General features: G+C 61.9%; 15 protein-coding genes and 3 pseudogenes. 10 read left to right on the forward strand and 8 right to left on the reverse strand.

Features of this window, described 5'->3' with window-relative positions; translation table 11 throughout:
• Positions 1-116: 116 nt before the first annotated feature.
• The 3 genes from BN1233_RS11480 to BN1233_RS11490 all read left to right on the forward strand — a co-directional run bounded on the left by BN1233_RS11480 (position 117) and on the right by BN1233_RS11490 (position 2,776).
• On the forward strand, positions 117-947 hold the full coding sequence (locus BN1233_RS11480) for a cytochrome b/b6 domain-containing protein (protein ID WP_046863647.1): 831 nt from the start codon (positions 117-119) through the stop codon (positions 945-947).
• Entirely contained in the window at positions 910-1,707 is a 798-nt protein-coding gene (locus tag BN1233_RS11485; protein ID WP_046863648.1) for a molybdopterin-binding protein, read from the forward strand. Before BN1233_RS11480 ends, BN1233_RS11485 begins: the two co-directional genes overlap by 38 nt.
• Positions 1,708-2,146: 439 nt before the next feature.
• Positions 2,147-2,776, forward strand: coding sequence for a hypothetical protein (locus BN1233_RS11490; RefSeq protein WP_046863649.1), 630 nt, complete (start codon positions 2,147-2,149; stop codon positions 2,774-2,776).
• Between the two features lie 118 nt (positions 2,777-2,894).
• On the opposite strand, the gene BN1233_RS11495 is transcribed toward BN1233_RS11490, so the two are convergent.
• The 4 genes from BN1233_RS11495 to BN1233_RS11510 all read right to left on the reverse strand — a co-directional run bounded on the left by BN1233_RS11495 (position 2,895) and on the right by BN1233_RS11510 (position 4,781).
• A complete protein-coding gene (locus tag BN1233_RS11495) occupies positions 2,895-3,185 on the reverse strand; it encodes a hypothetical protein (protein ID WP_147707162.1) in 291 nt (96 codons plus the stop codon).
• 178 nt (positions 3,186-3,363) lie between these two features.
• Positions 3,364-3,705, reverse strand: a complete 342-nt coding sequence (locus BN1233_RS11500) for a hypothetical protein (RefSeq protein WP_244470679.1) — start codon at positions 3,703-3,705, stop codon at positions 3,364-3,366.
• 200 nt (positions 3,706-3,905) lie between these two features.
• Positions 3,906-4,289, reverse strand: coding sequence for a response regulator (locus BN1233_RS11505; protein WP_048707809.1), 384 nt, complete (start codon positions 4,287-4,289; stop codon positions 3,906-3,908).
• A gap of 201 nt (positions 4,290-4,490) precedes the next feature.
• A complete protein-coding gene (locus BN1233_RS11510) occupies positions 4,491-4,781 on the reverse strand; it encodes a hypothetical protein (RefSeq protein WP_048707794.1) in 291 nt (96 codons plus the stop codon).
• Between the two features lie 242 nt (positions 4,782-5,023).
• Here BN1233_RS11510 and BN1233_RS11515 point away from each other — a divergent pair, with 242 nt between their 5' ends.
• On the forward strand, positions 5,024-6,301 hold the full coding sequence (locus tag BN1233_RS11515) for a lytic murein transglycosylase (protein ID WP_052763761.1): 1,278 nt from the start codon (positions 5,024-5,026) through the stop codon (positions 6,299-6,301).
• 161 nt (positions 6,302-6,462) lie between these two features.
• On the opposite strand, the gene BN1233_RS51030 is transcribed toward BN1233_RS11515, so the two are convergent.
• The 3 genes from BN1233_RS51030 to BN1233_RS11530 all read right to left on the reverse strand — a co-directional run bounded on the left by BN1233_RS51030 (position 6,463) and on the right by BN1233_RS11530 (position 9,450).
• Positions 6,463-7,662: a BON domain-containing protein gene (locus BN1233_RS51030; RefSeq protein WP_046863653.1), complete on the reverse strand. Its 1,200-nt coding sequence runs from the start codon at positions 7,660-7,662 to the stop codon at positions 6,463-6,465.
• 666 nt (positions 7,663-8,328) lie between these two features.
• The gene (locus BN1233_RS48310; protein ID WP_048707801.1) at positions 8,329-8,667 is read right to left on the reverse strand and encodes a hypothetical protein; all 339 of its coding nucleotides are present in this window, start codon (positions 8,665-8,667) and stop codon (positions 8,329-8,331) included.
• A gap of 171 nt (positions 8,668-8,838) precedes the next feature.
• Entirely contained in the window at positions 8,839-9,450 is a 612-nt protein-coding gene (locus BN1233_RS11530) for a Crp/Fnr family transcriptional regulator (RefSeq protein WP_244470681.1), read from the reverse strand.
• 530 nt (positions 9,451-9,980) lie between these two features.
• On the opposite strand from BN1233_RS11530, the gene BN1233_RS11535 reads away from it, so the two are divergent.
• The 6 genes and pseudogenes from BN1233_RS11535 to BN1233_RS51040 all read left to right on the forward strand — a co-directional run.
• On the forward strand, positions 9,981-10,652 hold the full coding sequence (locus BN1233_RS11535; protein ID WP_046863655.1) for a GAF domain-containing protein: 672 nt from the start codon (positions 9,981-9,983) through the stop codon (positions 10,650-10,652).
• 21 nt (positions 10,653-10,673) lie between these two features.
• Positions 10,674-11,444, forward strand: a pseudogene (locus BN1233_RS49640) (PAS domain-containing protein).
• Positions 11,425-11,808: a PAS domain S-box protein gene (locus BN1233_RS11545; RefSeq protein ID WP_074078289.1), complete on the forward strand. Its 384-nt coding sequence runs from the start codon at positions 11,425-11,427 to the stop codon at positions 11,806-11,808. Before BN1233_RS49640 ends, BN1233_RS11545 begins: the two are co-directional and overlap by 20 nt.
• 7 nt (positions 11,809-11,815) lie before the next feature.
• Positions 11,816-11,980 (forward strand): annotated as a pseudogene (locus tag BN1233_RS51035) (PAS domain-containing protein); the annotation flags it as partial.
• Positions 11,981-13,507, forward strand: coding sequence for a PAS domain-containing hybrid sensor histidine kinase/response regulator (locus BN1233_RS11550; protein WP_244470682.1), 1,527 nt, complete (start codon positions 11,981-11,983; stop codon positions 13,505-13,507).
• A gap of 232 nt (positions 13,508-13,739) precedes the next feature.
• Positions 13,740-14,003, forward strand: a pseudogene (locus tag BN1233_RS51040) (Hpt domain-containing protein); the annotation flags it as partial.
• A 154-nt stretch (positions 14,004-14,157) separates the two neighbouring features.
• Here the strand turns inward: BN1233_RS51040 and BN1233_RS11555 are convergent.
• Entirely contained in the window at positions 14,158-14,733 is a 576-nt protein-coding gene (locus tag BN1233_RS11555) for a hypothetical protein (protein WP_046863658.1), read from the reverse strand.
• Positions 14,734-15,381 lie beyond the last annotated feature (648 nt).

Raw genomic sequence — 15,381 nt, forward strand, 5'->3', positions numbered from 1 at the left:
AAGAGCCCTGCCCTCCTGTTCCCCGTCCAGGCCGGCGCTCACGCAGTTGTGTTGGAATGGGCCCGTCTGCAGCACCGTCCCGGGTGTATCGTCGTGCAGCGCGACAGGAAATATCCATGATCGGACAAGCTGCAGTCGCCATTCGCCGGCACTCGATTATCGTTCGGGTGACCCATTGGATCAATACGCTCTGTCTGTTGATCCTCCTGTTGAGCGGCCTCCAGATCTTCAACGCCCATCCGGCGCTCTACTGGGGACAGGCTTCGACCTTCGACGATCCGGTGCTGGCGCTGACAGCAGCCGAGGACGGCGCGCGGGGGATCGTCGGAGTTACAACCATCCTCGGCCATTCCTTCGATACCACTGGCATTCTTGGAGCTTCGACGGGATACGACGGCGCGATCCGCGCGCGCGGCTTTCCGTCCTGGCTGACCCTGCCGAGTTACCAGGATCTGGCGACCGGCCGCCGCTGGCATTTCTTCTTCGCCTGGCTACTTGTCGCAAACGGCGCCGTCTACCTGCTGCACAGTCTTCTGAGCGGCCACCTGCGTCGTGACCTCCTGCCGACCGGCGAACAGATCAGGCAGATCGGGCGCTCGATCCGCGAGCATCTGCTCCTGCGTTTTCCGGCCGGCGATGAGGCGCGGCACTACAACGTGCTTCAAAAGCTGGCCTACCTGTTCGTGGCCCTCGTGCTGCTCCCTCTCATGGTCCTCAGCGGCCTGACGATGTCACCCGGGATCAATGCCGCTTTCCCCGAGCTCCTGACCTTGTTCGGTGGGCGGCAATCCGCGCGCACCATCCACTTCGTGGCCGCAACCGGCCTCGTGCTGTTCGTGATCGTCCACATCGCCATGGTCCTGTTCTCCGGAGCCTGGAACAACCTGCGTTCCATGGTCACCGGGGCTTATGTCCTTCCGGGAGGTCGTCTTGCGCCCCGTTCCTGATCGACGGAGTTTTCTGAAGCGAAGCATCGCTTTAGCCGGGACACTGGCGCTCGGCGGATGCGACCGCCTGCCCGAGCTGCCTTGGTTCCGCCGGGTCCTGGATAGCGCGGAAGCCGTGACGCACAAGGCCCAGAGACTGGCTCTCGGCTCGGACGCCCTCGCCCGCGAATACACGGAGGCGGATCTCTCACCGATATTCAGGGCGAATGGGTCAACTTCGGTCGACGACTTCGATTATCAGATCCTCGCCGAGAATGGTTTCGCCGGTTGGCGATTGCAGGTCGACGGTCTGGTCGAACGGCCTCGGCAATTCTCTCTCGATGAGCTTCGTTCGATGCCATCGCGGACGCAGATCACGCGTCACGATTGCGTAGAGGGTTGGAGCTGCATCGGAAAGTGGAAGGGTGTCCCACTGAGATACGTGCTGGAGAACGTCGGCATGCAGCCCAAGGCCCGATACGTCGTGTTCCGCTGCGCGGACGCGCTCGAGCCGACGATGGACGGCACCGGACAATATTACGAGAGCATCGGGCTCGATGATGCCTATCATCCGCAGACGATCCTGGCATACGAAATGAACGATCGCCCTCTGCCCATCCCGCACGGCGCGCCGCTGCGCGTGCGGGTGGAGCGCCAGCTCGGCTACAAGATGGCGAAATACGTCATGCGGATCGAGGCGGTCGAGAGTCTCGCCGAAATCGGCCGCGGACGCGGGGGGTTCTGGGAGGATCGAGGCTATGAATGGTACGCTGGAATTTGAGCAGTCGAAATGTATACGAAATCAGCTGCAATCCGCGAGTACGTAAGCCTGCATCATGCAAGAGTAGGTGCAACTTCGGAGAGCCCAGTGTTTCCCCCTCACCCGGACGCTTCGCATCCGACATCTCCCTCGGGGGGGAGAGGCGATGTGCAGGCCGCGCCGCCTCACCTCTTCCTTGACGGGAGAGGTCGACGCCCGAAGGGCGGCGGGTGAGGGTGGCAGCGCCAACCCCGCAAGCACAGCGCGTCGCCACGCTTGATGAAAGAGCACATCATCAACAGCGTTCGCGCGCAACCCATTCACAAGAAAGAGTGAGTGTAACGAGCGTCCGAGGTCACACAGTGAACATAAGCCTCGATCCCAAGCAATATCCAAACGCTATAGCCCTAGATAGCGCCTCGGGAATCCTGATTCATGCATGCTTACAAAGGAGCGCGACATGATCAACTCTACCACTCCTGGCTTCCGTGCAACTGTAGCTGCCCTTGGTTTCGCAGGCTTCATTCTGTCATCGACGGCCTGGTCACAAACCTCCAGTTCCGTTCGCATCCGGGGCACGATCGAGCAGGTCAATGGTGAAACCCTCCACGTGAAGACTCGCAGCGGAGCTGACGCTGCCGTCCAACTCGCAACCGACGCAACGGTGACCGGCCTGGTCGAGGCATCCTGGGCCGACATCAAGCCCGGCAGCTACGTTGGCACTGCGGCCGTCGAACAACCGACCGGTAATTTGAAATCGATTGAAGTTCAGGTCTTTCCCGAGTCCATGCGCGGCGTTGGCGAAGGTCATCGCGAGTATGATCTCGGCCCGAAGAGCTCGATGACGAACGGGACTGTCGGGCAAGTGGTTCAAGCAGGCGATGGGCGCACATTGACGATCATGTATCAGGGCAAGGAAAAAACCGTCGTGGTTCCTCCCGATGCGCCGATCGTTACCTATGTTCCATCCGACAGGACCGACCTCGCACCGGGCGCCAAGGTCATCGTCACTGCAATGAAGCGTCCTGACGGAATGCTGCAAGCAAGTCGTGTTCTCGTGGGCAAGAACGGCCTCGAGCCGCCCATGTAGGTGCCGGAGACGAGCATTCGGAAACTCTCCACTGCCTCGTTGCGGCATGGTTCTTGACGCCAAAATGAAAGCGGCCCCGCTCGGGGGCCGCGTATAGCCTGAAATCGACATTCCAAAATCAGCGGCAGATCCGCCGCTCGGTCAGGACGCGATCGCCGAATCGGTTAATCCGGCGAGAGACAACAATGCGGCAATCCGGACTGACCGCTCGCCGCACGATCCGCCTTTCGACCACGGGTCGCTCGACGCGACGCTCGATGATGCGACGCTCCACGCGCGGTCGATAGCCGTCGTGATATCCATATTGTGCCTGGGCCGGAGCTGCTGTCATGAAAGCAGTACTACCGAGAACGAGTGCAGCCAGGCCAGCAGGGAACAAGCCCTTCAATTGCGATGCGAACATCTTCATCTGTTTGTCCTTTGCAATCACATCAGCGCCAACGGAAATCAGCATCGCGCAGGCAGGTTGAACCATCCCTGAATGCGTCCTTCAGAATTCGTTGAGGCTTCGAAATGCTGAACTCGGATGGCAGCTCGTTCGCAGAGCCTGTGCTTGGCGACACAGGCATTCGCGATGCGTCACCACGTCAGGAGCGCCGATAGGGATAGCACCGGGTGCGATCCAGAGTGAGGCCGAAGTGCTTGCCCAATATCGCGATGGCTGACTCGTGCTCCGGATAAGGATCACTGTTTCCAGGCCCGACGATGATCGGCCGGAACGCTGGATCATGGCCGTCGTACGGCGGGAGCATGGCCGTCGCAAGCCCGTTGCCCTCGTCGTCCCGAAGGGTCAAAAAGATTGGCATGATGCGCTGTAGGTGCGCCTTCAGCCCGATATTCCGCTCGACGGAGACACTGGGCGGCGGAGCATAGCTTGCAGTTGCCTGCTCACGCGCCAGCCTGAAATGCTTCTCGACGGCGTGATCCATCAAATCGGATTCCAGAGCAGCTTCCGCTTCCGTCTCGATTCGAAACCACGTCTTCCGGCCTGGAGCATCGCATACGAATTGCATGGCTCTCCCCGTTTCGAGGAAGCCCCCGTTTCAGTTTAACCATGCGGTGTGCTGCTGAGAATGGGTTTTGCTGCGGCCATCCGCCCGGGCGCCAAGCGACCGGGCCGGCAAAGACGTCACGCGGCTTCCGTATGACACGGTTGGCTGGCAAGGATCTTGCGAAGAGCCTTGGCCAAGGACTCGAAATCAAACGGTTTCTGGAGTGCCGGGCGGTCGCGGAAGCGCAGTGGAAGGCTCGTCGCACCATAGCCGGTCGCAAAGATGAACGGGATGCCGCGCTCGCTCAGCACATCCGCCACCGGGAAGATCACGGCTCCGCCGAGATTGATGTCGAGAATGGCCGCATCGAGCTCAGTGTGAGCGAGATCGAGGGCGTCCTTGATCTTCGCGACCGGTCCGACAACCTCACTGCCGAACTCGAGCACCATGTCCTCGAAGAGCATGGCGATCACGGCTTCGTCCTCGACGACGAGAACGCGGCAACGGGGCTTCCGACTCACCAGTTCCTCCTCGGATGGGCGGATCAAATGGCCCCGGTTAACGGCCATGCTGCGGGTGAGTTCCCAAGGACCGTGGCTTTGGATCGCCCTGGTGCCGGCGGATATGGTCCGGCGATCGGTGCCCGGACATACCACTGACGCAGGCTACTCCATCCCCGAACCTGCCCGGTCAGGAGCAGTTTCTCTCCGGGCGGGGCCGGATCAGTGCAGCGGGACCCCGGCAAACATCTTTGCGGACGTCATTTCCTGCTGAAGATCCGCGAGGCGCTGCACCAGGGGTTGCCGCTCCCGTGCATGGCGCTCCTCCAGCTGAGCCAGGAAGCGTTCTTTCAAGACTCTCGGCCCCGACCATTGCCCCAGCCGGTCCCGCTCCGCGCGATACCGCGCCTCGACATCGGCGAGGGCTTGGAGGGCGCCGAGAATTTCGGGCGTGAGGTCGGACGCACCAACTTCGGGCGAGGTTGGGGACTCACGAATGCTGGCGGGTGACACGAGGGACCTCCCTCGGCTGACGAAGGCCGAGCTTACCTCTTCCGCCCCGGAATGGGGAGAATGTTGTCTCGCAGCGCAGCAGAGGGGCTGGGCTCTCCCGGGTCGCCCCAGCCGGAGATTCCTGCGGCTGTTCATTCCCTCGTTAGGAGCCGAACCAGTCCATGGTTGCGTCACGCTGCCGGTTCGCGCGTATGGTGCTGCGACTGGAGGACAAACGGTCCCGCGATGCTACTCTTTGCGCCATGTCGGACCTCGTTTCTCCTCTGGACCACGTGCGCGCGGCACTTCTGGCGGTCGTCCTGTGCACCGTCCTTGCCGCTGGGCTTCCGCCTGCAAGGGCTCAAGCACCCGATGCGCGCCAAGCGGTCGAGGCGCAGTTCCGAGACTGGCTCGTGCAGACGGTCTGGCTCGATGCGCAGAAGCGGGGCGTCTCGCGGGAGACGTTCGATCGCGCTTTTGCGGCGATCACCCTCGACTGGGACCTCCCGGAACTCCAGATTCCCGGCCGGCCCGCGGCACCGGGCGAACAAAAGCAGGCGGAGTTCCAGAGCCCGGGCCGCTACTTCGCGGAGGCCCAACTCGCCTCGCTCACCAAGACCGGGAGCGGTCTCCTGAAGCGTTGGGAATCGATCCTCGTGGCGATCGAGCAGCTTTATGGCGTCCCGCGCGAGATCGTTGTGGCGATCTGGGGACGGGAGTCGCATTTCGGCCGGGTGGCCCCGCGGCACCAAGCCCTGAGGGTCCTCTCAACCCAGGCCTTCCTGGGGCGTCGGGGCGCCTTGTACTACCCTGAGCTTCTCGCGGCATTGGTGATCCTCGAGGAGGATCATCTGCCTGGAGAGACCCTCCTGTCCTCCTGGGCCGGCGCCATGGGCCAGCCGCAGCTCCTGCCCTCGAAGTTCCTGCGTTTTGCGGTTGACGGAGACGGCGATGGTCGGCGCGACATCTGGCGCTCCGTGCCCGACGCGTTGGCTTCCATCGCGAATTATCTGCGGGAGCACGGATGGAGGCCGGGTCAAGGCTGGGGCATTGAGGTCCACGTGCCTGCGAGCGTCTCCTGCACCCTCGAGGGGCCGCGGCAGGGCCGGCCCGCGCGGGAATGGGCGCGCCTCGGCATCACGCGTGTGGGTGGCGCGGCCCTCCCACCGGAGAGCCGCAATACAACTGCATTCCTGCTCATGCCGGCCGGTCGCCTGGGCCCGTCGTTCCTCGTCTCGGAAAACTTCTACGTCCTGAAGCAGTACAACGAATCCGACCTCTATGCCCTCTTCATCGGTCATCTTGCCGACCGGTTGCGCGGCGCCTCCGCCCTGACCGGCCACTGGTCACCACTCGATCTCATGAAGCGAAGTGATATCTGGGCCATGCAGAAACGCCTGCAGGCCGAAGGTTACGATGTCGGCAAGGTAGATGGCCTGGTCGGTTTTGCGACGCGCACCGCAATTGGCCAGTGGCAAGCCAGGGGTCAGCGTCAGGAGACCTGCTTCCCGGATGCGGCCCTGATCGAAGCGTTCCGCTGAGGCTCGCGCGCCCGGGCGTGAGACACGTCACTCCATCGCCAGCACAGGCAGAACCGCAATCTCGATCGGAGACTTACTCCGGGTCGCAATGTTGATCGGGAGGTGGGCAGCCAGAAAACACGAGACGCCTTGATCTGGCAGGGCGCCTCTTATGCTCCAGGCTAAACTGTCGTGTCCGTCCTCGAGCGATTGGAACTTGCCGTGGCAGTGCTGCTACTCGTCGAAGTGCCCCTGGAAGTGGCCGACATGCCGGTGCCGGCTGCGCCGGTCGTGCCGCCGATCCCCACTGAGGCTGCCGTGCCGCCCGATGTGCCTTGATTGACGCGCAGATTGTTCTGGACGTGGGTAACGCCCGAGATCCGCTCCGCACAATCCTCGGCGCGCCGCTTGGCTTCCCGGCTGTCGACCGTACCGGACAGTGTCACTTCGCGGTTCGAGACGCTGACATCGATTTCCGACGCATCGACATAGGGATCGTCGGTCAGGCGCTCGCACACATCCTCACGGATACGATCATCGGAACGCGTATATCCTTTCGGGCCACGTCCGCGGTGCCTTCCTGACTGCGCTTGGTCCATCTGACGCCGCCGTTCCGCATCCTCATCGCCGAACCAGGACGCGACCTCGTCACCGGCGCGCTCGAGGAAGCCACGCTCGTGACGCCCCCCTCCCCGCTCATAGCCTGTGTCCCGACCGCGATAGTCGCTGCGGACCTCACCTCCGCCGTAATACATCCCCCCAAGGTACGGCTCGTCCGGGTGAAGGGCCGGATCGTAATCGGGCTGCCCACCATAGCCGGTCCCGTAGCCGAGACCGTCTCCGAAGTCGCGCGCCGCTGGCTCGCGATCGCGATCACCGCCGAAATAGCCGCCCTGTCGGCTGCCAGAATCCCGGTCGGTATTGTACGAGCCTTGAGAGAAATCGCGCCCGCCGCGGTGTGTACGACCGCCGCCCTGATAATCTCCGCCTGAGCCGAAAGCGCCGTAACCGGAGCCACGACGCTCCCGCCCCGTGCCGCCATAGGTTCCCGAGCCCGGACCGCCGAGATAGTCGTCCCGAAAGCTGCCTCCACCGCCAAAGCCCTGGAATTCGCCACCACCGCCGCTGTAGCCGCTGCGATAGTCTCCTCCTCGACCATAGCCACGCTCGTACACCCGGGCATCATCGCCGAACCGGCCTCTGCGGGTCTCGTCATCTCGGCCATAAGACCCGTAGCCGCTCGTCTCTCCAGCCCAACGGCCGGAGTAGCGCCCCCCACGCTCGAAATCGTCCCGTCCTCCTTCGGAGCGCCAACGGTCGCGATCGGCGTTCCGATAGCCATACCGATCCTGTTCGCCTCTCCAGCGATCGCCGTTTGCCATATTCGACGTCCTCCTGATGTGACAACGCAAGTAGGCCGTCACCGTGGGCAGCCACTGGGCGAACGCCAGGAGCAGTCGTTCCGTTCCGCCCCTCGAGGGCTCGCGGGGACTCAGGCGGTTTCCCGCCGCCTGCGCCGGAGAAGGACCGTTGGAGTGGCCAGCTACGCTCGGTCTTATGGCTCAGGTCATTTGGGCCGCAGCCCGCAGACGCGGCTCAATGGAGCATTAAGCCTTTATTAACCTAAACTTACAATTCTGCGGAGCCAGTTTGGTGCCTGAACCGAGTAAGTGTCCATGCCTGATCAGAAATGCCACGGCAATGCACCACCCCTTACCCGAGAGTCGCGGGCGATGATCGGCCGGCGGCTTCATGCAGTCTATTTCCCGCCAGACAACACGCCAGTTCCCATAGAGCAGGTCGAACTCCTGCTGGCGTTGCGTCGCAAGGAGCGCGAAAATCGCAGGTCCGAATAACGGCAGCGGTCGTGAGTACAGCAAGCGCACGGCTGCAACCCGTAAGGTGGCCCTGACATGCCCGGCCGGGGGACTTTCCGCAGTCCTCCGGAGTGCCGCAGAGAACGGCTTTCTGCTGGCGGCCAGCCCAGAAGTGGGCACGTCGCTTTGAAAGCCCCGTCAGCCTGCTGACACGTCCGGGCTCACGGCGGGTCAGTCGCAGCGGCGGATCCGCTTGGTGACAAGACGGCCCCGATGATCCTCTTCCTGAATGGTAATGTTCCGGCAGCGATCATCGTAAGCGCCATAGCGCCGGCCCTCGCGCGCGGCGTCGCGGCGCCCTTGCTCATACGCCCGGGCACGATCTTCCTCTCGGCGCTCGCGCCAATACTCGCGACGCTCAAGCCGCTCCTGCTCGGGATCGCGCACACCGATCTGAGGCCGACCATCCGGACCGATGCCAAACTGAACTTGCGGCTGGGCCATTGCGGGGACGGTGACAAGGAGGCCGGAGCCAATCGTAGCCGCGGCCAGGAGAGACATCATTTTCATAGGCGAAATCCTGTCCAGTAATCGCGAGCTAACGCATGTCCAGGTGAGCGGTTCCCAACGAACCTGCATCACGTGATCGTCTAAAAATCTTTGCGGACAGGTTGTTGACGCTCTTTGAGAACAGCCTCGGCTCGTGCCGCGTGGCGATCATTTTCCGCAACGCCTATGCGGTCATGATCGGAAATGAGGACCGGGGAGCAACTTTTTGAAGCGTTCGAGGATCTTGCCGTAGCACTCGCAAGCCACCTCTTCGAGGCCGGCGCGATCTTTCACCGTGATGACACCCCGGCTCTGGCCGATCAGGTCTGATGTCTGGAGCGTTCGCAGGGCGATGCTGACCGCGGATCTCTGAATACCGAGCATTTCCGCAAGCAGCTCATGGGTCAGAGGAAGATCATCCTGATCGATCCGATCCCGTGTGCTCAGAATCCAGTTGCAGCAACGGGCTTCGACAGAATGAACGGCGTTGCAAGAAACTGTTTGAAACGTCTGTGCGAGAAGTGCGTCGGTGTAGCTGAGAACCAGCCGTCGAAGCCTCGGTCTTGCACCAATCGCCTTTTGCATCTTGGCGATGGCAATGCGTGAGCCGGTGCCGGCGATGTGGACCGTATATCGCCCGAAGGATTCCGGGGAGACGATCGCGCCGATCAGGCCGATTAGCCCCGCGCGCCCGAACGACGCCACTTCGATGAAGCGGCAATCCTCCATGACATTGATGAGACCCACGATGGCATTGTGCGGGAAATAGGTATGCCGGATGGTGTCGCCGGCATCATAAAGCACATCACCTTTGGACAGGTTTACAAATTCGAGGTCGGGCTCCAGGCGAGAAAATCGTTGGAATCCAGAGCAGCGAGGAGTTGGTTGGATCGATGATCAGGCTTTTGAACCGGTGCCACGACGGTTTCTCTGGGACCACGACTTCATTACAGTAGGGCGACAAGTTCCCTGCGCGATAAGTTTACACCGCGAGTGACTGGTCTCGACATCTACTCCTTCCTGCGTAGCTTGGGACAGTCCCGAGAGGTAGGCCGGGTATAGGCACAGGCCAAGGGCGGCCGTCTCTTCCGAGGGAAAACTGATCCTAGCCACATTGAGCGGTCTCGACGCTTCTGCACCGTTCAGAGACAGATCTGGCCCGCGACAACGGGCACGCTGCAACAGGCCAGTTCGGACGACCGAAACGCGCATTCATCTTCAATCAGGATTCCCTTGCGAACCATCCCTTCGGCCTGATCTTTCTCAAAGACTACTCCTGGAGAGCGCCGGATGGATCGAGCTATCCTTTGCTTGCCGTTTCAAGAGATTGCCCCTTGTACCCTCTTCTTCCGACGGAAGTTGAACGCCTGCACGCCCTGCTCAATCTGGCCATTCTCGACATAGCGCCGGCGGCTCATTTCGATGCCGTCGTGCTCGTCGCGCAGCGCGCCTTCGGAGTCCCGGTCGCTGTGATCTCGCTGGTCGATCAGGACCGGCAGTGGTTCAAGGCCCGTTGCAGGCTCGAGATCGACAGCACTCCTCGAGAAATGGCATTCTGCACCTACCCGATCACGAGCGATGACGTCCTGGTCATCGAGGATGCCACGCAGGACGAGCGGTTCCGGGAAAATCGTCTCTTCGTCGGCGAGCCTCGTGTTTGGTTCTATGCCGGAGCTCCGCTCATCCTAGATCCGGGTATTCGGGTCGGACCATTGTGCGTTATCGACACGGCGCCCCGAACCTTCACTTCCGAACAATGCGATGAGCTTCGGGATTTGGCACAGATCGTCGTGGCCCATCTGCGTTTGCGCGCAGCCCAGGCGGCTTCCCAGGCCGAAGTCGCCCTGCGCCGTGCAAATGAGGAAACCCTTCGGGAGCAGGATCGCCTGCTTTCCATGGCCGAGCAGATCGCTCACGTCGGCCATTGGCGAATTTCGTTGCTTTCGCAAGAGTTCACGTGGTCCGAAGAGGTCTACCGCATCTTTGGCCTTACCATGGGCGCATAGCCTCCAGACGTACCGACTGCGATCGAGACCTTCTGCCATCCAGAGGATCGGGCCGGCCTGAGACAGGTCTATCGGGACCTAATTCGGTGCAGGCCCGATGCCAGCTATTCCGTCAGGCTCCTTCGGAGCAACGGCGAGGAGCGCCACGTCACCTTTCGCGCAGTCTGCGAAATGAACGAGGCGGGAGCGGTCACCGGCCTGTTCGGGGTCATCATGGACCTCACGGAGTTCAAGCTCGCTGAGGCTAGATCGCGCGAGGCCTCCGCCCTTCTCGAAGCAACCCTGGAGAACATGGATGAGGGCCTGCTGATGGTGGATGCAGCGGGCACCGTGCAGGTCGCCAATTCTCGCGCAGAGCAATTGCTTGGATTGCCCAACGACTTTCTGGAGGGTAAGCCGCCCTTCGGGGAGATAGCCTTCCAGCAGGCTCAGGCTGGCATCTCCGCAGAGGCAAACAAGGCAGCGGTCCCATTCCTCGCAAATGCATCCCTCGCAGGCACCCCTCCGAGATGAGAACAGATGCGCTCGGATGGCACGGTGCTCGAAGTTCGAGCCGTTCCACTGCCGGATGGCGGGGCGGTTCGAACCTACACCGATCTAACGGCACAGAAACGGGCCGAGGCAATTCTGGCCGAGAGCGAGGCGCGCTACCGGACTCTCTGGCGCCCTCCCCCAGAAAGTCTGGGTTACGAGTCCCGACGGGACGGAGGTCTACAGCAACGGCCGGATGGAGGAATATTGCGGTCCGATCGGCCCGCCCCCCGCAGATCGCATGCGGCTCTATCACCCTGAGGATATCGCGCGGATGCAAGCCGTGCGTGAGGCGGGATCTACTTTGGGGACAGCCTACGAAGCTGAGTGCCGGGTGCGTCGCCATGATGGCGTTTACCGCTGGCACCGATTGTCCCTCACACCGATCAAGACGGGCGACGTGATCAGCGGCTGGGTCGGTGCCTCCCTCGATATTCATGAACTGCGTGAGGCCCAGGAGGAGCTTCGAGCCTTCGCCAACCGCCTGCAACTCGCTCAGGAGGCTGCCGGGGCAGGCAATTGGGATCTCGATCTGACGACTTGGGAAATCCGGCTGTGCCTTTACAGCGTTCGCTCACACGGGCTACCGGAGGAACACTCGGGAGAGATCCCATTGAGGGAATGAGGCCCTGATCCATCCCGCCGACATGCCTCGCGCCTGCACAGAGATACTGCGAGCCATAGAAACCCGCTCGACCTACTCGCTCGAGTTCCGGAGCCCCCTGTCCAACGGACGCGTGCGCTGGCTGCACGGGCTTGGCCGAGTTCCCCTGGATGAAAAGGACCGGCCGATCCGCATGGTCGGCTTGAACCTCGATGTCACAACGCGGAAGGAGGCCGAGGAGGCATTGCGAGCCAGCGAGGAGAGATTCGCATTCGCGCTGGATGCCTCCGAAGACAGCTTGTGGGATTGGGACATCCGGACAAACGCGCTGTGGATCAGCGATCATTGTTGCGCACTTCTGGGCTTCGAGCGGCATGAGATCGAGCCGCATCTGCGGTCGTGGGAGGATCGCATCCATCCGGAGGACAAGCCCAAGGTTCAGCAAGCCTTGAGAGACCATGTTGCCGGCTTGGCATCGGCCATCGAAATCGAGCATCGGCTGCAGCACAAGGATGGCTCCCGGGTGTGGGCCCTGGATCGCGGCAAGGTGGTTGTGCGCGATGACCAGGGCCGCCCGGTCCGCGCTGTCGGCACCCTGATCGACATCACGCATCGCAAGAATGCGGAATGCGCCCTGGTAGAAGCCAAGGCTGCAGCAGATCAGGCCCGCACGCAGACCGAGCAGGCCAGCGCGGCCAAATCCGAATTCCTGGCGACCGTGAGCCATGAGGCCCGTACGCCGTTGCACGGCATCCTCGGGCATACTGACCTCCTCCTCAGGGACACGAGCCTCACCGAGAATCAGCGCCGCCACGCGGAGCGGATACATAGAGCTTGCTCTGCGCTTCTTACGGTCGTTAACGGCATCTTCGACTTCTCGAGGATCGATGCGTGTCAGATCGAGCTGGACCCGCAGCAGTTTGCTCTGGCAGCGCTGCTCGACAACACTATCTCGATCGTGAAGGGCATGGCGGATGCAAAAGGACTCGCGCTGCGGGTCGAAGCTGCAGACGATCTACCGAAATGGGTCGTGGGCGATCAGGATCGACTCAGGCAGGTCTTGCTCAACCTCCTCAACAATGCCGTGAAATTCACCCCCATGGGTTCCGTGACACTGCGCGTTCTGGCCATCGACGCTGACGGATTGTGGTTTACCCTGAGCTTCTCCGTCGAGGATACCGGAATCGGAATCCCGCATGACAAGCACGACCATCTGTTCGAGCGCTTCAGCCAGCGCGAGTTCGGCGGAACCGGCCTGGGGCTAGCCATATCAAAACACTTGGTCGACCTCATGGGTGGAGAAATCGGCCTGCAGAGTAAGGTCGGGTTCGGAACTGCTTTCTGGTTCAACCTGAGCCTTCCTATTGCTCGAGGAGAAGCCCGATCCGAGCTGACGCAAACGAGCACGTGCGCGTCCCTAATGACGTCGCGCATTCTTTTGGCGGAAGACAACGAGATCAACCAGGAGATTGCCCGGGCCTTGCTCGAAACCTCCGGTCATGAGGTGGATGTCGTCAGCGACGGAGCCCAAGCTATCATGGCTGTTCAGGTCAAGGCCTATGACCTTGTCCTCATGGATATTCAGATGCCGAACGTCGATGGCATCGCGGCGGCACAACGCATCCGGGCGCTCGACTACCCAGCAAGGAGTGTGCCGATCGTCGCCATGACTGCCAATGTGCTTCCGCAACAGGTTCAGCGGTTCCATGCGGCGGCATGAATGACCACGTGGGCAAACCCTTCCAGCGTGACGAGCTTTACGCAGTGGTCGAGCGCTGGGGCGTCAAGCAAGACTTGGTGTCATTCCCACACCGGAGCATTCACACGTCCTCGACGAGTTGGTGCTCGAGGAGCTGCGAGAGATAGTTGGTTCCAGCGGCGTCGATCGCTTGCTCCTCAAACTCGCTGAGCAATTGCGGTCATGACCGCGCAATGATGTCCAAGGCGATGATCAATCCTGCATTGCCGGCGCGGCACACGAATTGGTTTCGTCTGCGGGAATGCTCGGATTTCTAAACCTGTCTGCTGCATGCAGAGAGCTCGAGGACGCCTGCAATAACGGCCGCGAGATCTCGCCCTTGCTCGAGCGATTGAGCTGCGAGCGCGCTGCCGCGCTGGCGCAACTCGATAAGCTGGCAGTGGAATCGCCAAACCGGTCCAGAGGCTCTACCGCCCGACTGGGTGCAGGGCACGGAGATATAGCTCGCCAGGGTTGATTCCGCAGCCACGGATCACAGGAACGCTGCTCGGATCACAGCCGCGAGCGCATCGCCGGTAGCGTGAACTGCAACACCGAACGCACGCCGCCACCAGCAGATTGGCATCGTGGAAACAGCCGGATGTGAGCGGCTGCACCTGCAGGCGTGCTCTTCAGCGTGCTGTCCGCTTTACCGATCCGGTTGTCGCGACAGCCTTCGTATTCGCCGCGATCTTGTCGGTCGGCCTGCTGGTTTCCGCGTTCCATGCGGGATTGGTTCCCGGTTGCAGGGTGGCAGCGAGCGAGGAAGTCTTTCCACTCTGCGCTACGGGTTCGAAATCGGTGAGGCGATGCTGACCTCCCGGCCGCCCGGTGAAGACGCGAAGACCATCTGGAAACATCACCATGTCGCCGCGCCGCAAGCTGCTGTCGGCAAGCAGTTCGGGAACGGGGTTCGAGATCTCGCCTGGGGTCCTCGGCTTCAGTGGCATCTTGATTGCAGGCGGCTCGACGCGAACGGCCCTAGGACGAGAGCGAGCAGCAGGCTGTTCCATGGTCTGACCCGCCGGATGCTCGGCCGGCCGAAAGGCCGGAGCCGACGAGGTCGGGGGCAAGAAGAGCCGGAAGAGGCCGAAGATGTCCTGGGCTCGCGCGGGCACCGCACTGCTGGCCAGCACGAGTATGGCTGAAAGTACGATGGCGTGCCGGCGCCTCACGGCCTTCACACGCGTGGTCACGAAGTCTGGCATGGCCCCCTCTCCTGCCCGAGACAACGTGGCCCAGCTTAGGGAGTTCCGCTCACTTCGATCACTTGGCCCTTCTGATGAGGTCATCTGTGCGAGACACGCACATGATCAGGATCAGCTCATCCTGGGGTAGGACCACTCTCCCTCAGTACATCCGTCTGGATCGACAGCCTGTTCGGAAAGCATCTCCAAGCCGTCATGGCGCTCTCCGTTTTGCCCTCGACAAGTCGGCCGAAAGGTATCGATCTAGCCGCCGGCGCGGCGGGGGGCCTAGATCCGCGCAAAGGCCGACAGCAGACATCTGCCCGTGCTGCAGGCCGGACCGCAGAATGCCTTGCCCAAAGCCGATTCGCCGACACCCGCGAACGCGTCGGCGAGGGCGCCCGGCGTGAAGCATTGCCTCGCGTCGGACTTCACCTCCGAAGCATTCTGATCGAGTAGGCCTTGCGAGGCATGAAGAGCAGAAATGGCTCACCGATCGGCAGCAAGAATTCGCGCACCGGAACGCCGAGCCCGGCACCCCGGTTCATGTCCCCTAAGCAGGATTCCGTTGGCTGTCACACGGCGGTAGGATTGATGAGGCGCACCGATGGCGGTGGACTTTGATCATGGCCAGACGACCTCGTGTGACGGCGAGTGGGGCGCAGGTGG

Source organism: Microvirga massiliensis (assembly GCF_001006805.1).
In the GTDB taxonomy this organism is placed as follows: domain Bacteria; phylum Pseudomonadota; class Alphaproteobacteria; order Rhizobiales; family Beijerinckiaceae; genus Microvirga; species Microvirga massiliensis.

What these genes read in the sequence shown, in the direction of transcription:
- BN1233_RS11480 (WP_046863647.1), top strand. Translation starts at nt 117, where the DNA reads ATGATCGGACAAGCTGCAGTCGCCATTCGCCGGCACTCGATTATCGTT.
- BN1233_RS11495 (WP_147707162.1), bottom strand. Translation starts at nt 3,185, where the DNA reads ATGAAGATGTTCGCATCGCAATTGAAGGGCTTGTTCCCTGCTGGCCTG.
- BN1233_RS11555 (WP_046863658.1), bottom strand. Translation starts at nt 14,733, where the DNA reads ATGCCAGACTTCGTGACCACGCGTGTGAAGGCCGTGAGGCGCCGGCAC.
- BN1233_RS51030 (WP_046863653.1), bottom strand. Translation starts at nt 7,662, where the DNA reads ATGGCAAACGGCGATCGCTGGAGAGGCGAACAGGATCGGTATGGCTAT.
- BN1233_RS11485 (WP_046863648.1), top strand. Translation starts at nt 910, where the DNA reads ATGTCCTTCCGGGAGGTCGTCTTGCGCCCCGTTCCTGATCGACGGAGT.
- BN1233_RS11515 (WP_052763761.1), top strand. Translation starts at nt 5,024, where the DNA reads ATGTCGGACCTCGTTTCTCCTCTGGACCACGTGCGCGCGGCACTTCTG.
- BN1233_RS11545 (WP_074078289.1), top strand. Translation starts at nt 11,425, where the DNA reads ATGCGGCTCTATCACCCTGAGGATATCGCGCGGATGCAAGCCGTGCGT.
- BN1233_RS11550 (WP_244470682.1), top strand. Translation starts at nt 11,981, where the DNA reads ATGGTCGGCTTGAACCTCGATGTCACAACGCGGAAGGAGGCCGAGGAG.
- BN1233_RS11500 (WP_244470679.1), bottom strand. Translation starts at nt 3,705, where the DNA reads ATGGATCACGCCGTCGAGAAGCATTTCAGGCTGGCGCGTGAGCAGGCA.
- BN1233_RS48310 (WP_048707801.1), bottom strand. Translation starts at nt 8,667, where the DNA reads ATGAAAATGATGTCTCTCCTGGCCGCGGCTACGATTGGCTCCGGCCTC.
- BN1233_RS11490 (WP_046863649.1), top strand. Translation starts at nt 2,147, where the DNA reads ATGATCAACTCTACCACTCCTGGCTTCCGTGCAACTGTAGCTGCCCTT.